The following is a 1,799-nucleotide window of genomic DNA, read 5'->3' on the forward strand; positions in this document are numbered from 1 at the left end:
CCCATCGCCTATGAGGTCGTCCGCACCCGCCACATGCGGCTCGACGGCTTCGATCCGGCGCTGCTGGACCCGGCGACCGGCCGGCGGGAGGAAGCCGCCCTGCACGCCCGCGCCGACCTCGCCCCCGGCATGAGCCTGGAGGGCCCGGCGCTGATCGTCGAGGATGCGACCACCACCGTGGTGCCGCGCGGCGCCACCCTCCGGGTCAATGCACTCGGCCAACTGGTTCTGGAGATCGCCGCGGCATGAACGAGATCCGCCTGCAGGTCATGTGGAACCGCCTGCTCTCGGTCGTCGAGGAACAGGCCCGCGCCCTGGTGCGCACCGCCTTCTCGACCAGCGCGCGGGAGGCCGGGGACATCTCCGCCGGGGTCTTCGACCTCGAGGGCCGGATGCTCGCCCAGGCCGTCACCGGCACCCCCGGCCATGTCAATTCCATGGCCCGCAGCGTCGTCCACTTCCTCCGCGAATTCCCCGTGGAGACCATGCGGCCGGGCGACCACTACATCACCAACGACCCGTGGAAGGGCACCGGCCACCTCTACGACATCGTCATCACCTCCCCCGCCTTCCACGACGGGAAGCTGGTCGCGCTGTTTTCCTGCACCACCCATGTGGTCGACATCGGCGGGCTCGGGCAGTCGCCGGACGGGCGGCAGGTCTATCACGAGGGCCTCTTCATCCCGCTGCTGCCGCTGGTCCGGCAGGGGACCTTCGATGAGAGCCTGATGCGCGTCATCCGCGCCAATGTCCGCGAAGCCACCCAGGTGGAGGGCGACATCCACGCCCTCGTCGCCTGCAACCTCATCGGCGAGCGCCGCCTCTCGGCGATGATGGCCGAGCATGCCATCGCGACCCTCGACGAGCTCGGCGCGCACATCATCACCCGCTCCCGCCTCGGCATGGAGAAGGCCATCGCCGCGCTGCCGCAGGGAAGCTGGGACGGGCATATGCGGATCGACGGCTACGACGCGCCGATCGACCTGCGCGCCCGCGTCACCATCGCCGGCGACCATATCGCGGTGGACTTCGCCGGCACCTCGGCCGCCTCCGCCTACGGGATCAATTGCCCGCTCTGCTACACCGAGGCCTATACCGCCTTCGGGGTGAAATGCATCGTCGGCGCGGGCATCCCGAACAATGCCGGCACGCTGGACGCCATCCGCGTCACCGCGCCGGAGAACACCATCGTCAACGCGCTGCACCCGGCGGCGGTGAATGCGCGCTCCACCATCGGCCACATGCTGCCGGACGTGGTCTATGGCGCGCTGCACCAGTGCATCCCCGGCCGCGTCCCGGCCGAGGGCACCAGCAACCTCTGGAACCTCAAGCTCGGCGCCGGGCATGGGATGACCGGCACCGGCGCGCGCGCGGAAGGCGACACCCGCCCGGCCAATACCTCCGCGCCCTTCATGGTGACGACCTTCCATTCCGGCGGCGCCGGCGCCCGGCCGCGGCAGGACGGGCTTTCGGCGACGCCCTTCCCCTCCGGCGTGCGCAACGTCCCCGTGGAGATCACCGAGACCATCGCCCCGGTGGTGATCTGGACCAAGGAATACCGGCCGGACAGCGGCGGCGCCGGCACCTGGCGCGGCGGCCTGGGCCAGGTGATGGAGGTGGAGCACCGCCACGGCGCGCCCTTCGGCATTTTTGCGACCTTCGAGCGGGTGCACTTCGCCGCGCGCGGGCGGGATGGCGGGGCGGATGGGGCCAAGGGGCGGCTGTCCCTGGCGGATGGGACGGTGCTGCGGGGGAAGGGCTTCCAGGTGATCCCGGAAGGGGGACGGTTGGTGGTGGAG

General features: G+C 70.9%; 2 protein-coding genes. Both read left to right on the forward strand.

What is annotated here, in order from left to right; all coding sequences use genetic code 11:
* On the forward strand, positions 1–249 hold a 249-nt coding region (locus AC0IW9_RS30305; RefSeq protein ID WP_471652023.1), incomplete at its 5' end, for a hypothetical protein.
* The coding region (locus AC0IW9_RS30310; RefSeq protein ID WP_471652024.1) for a hydantoinase B/oxoprolinase family protein at positions 246–1,799 on the forward strand (1,554 nt) is incomplete at its 3' end. The genes AC0IW9_RS30305 and AC0IW9_RS30310, both read left to right, overlap by 4 nt.

This window comes from Belnapia sp. AC561 (assembly GCF_979252845.1).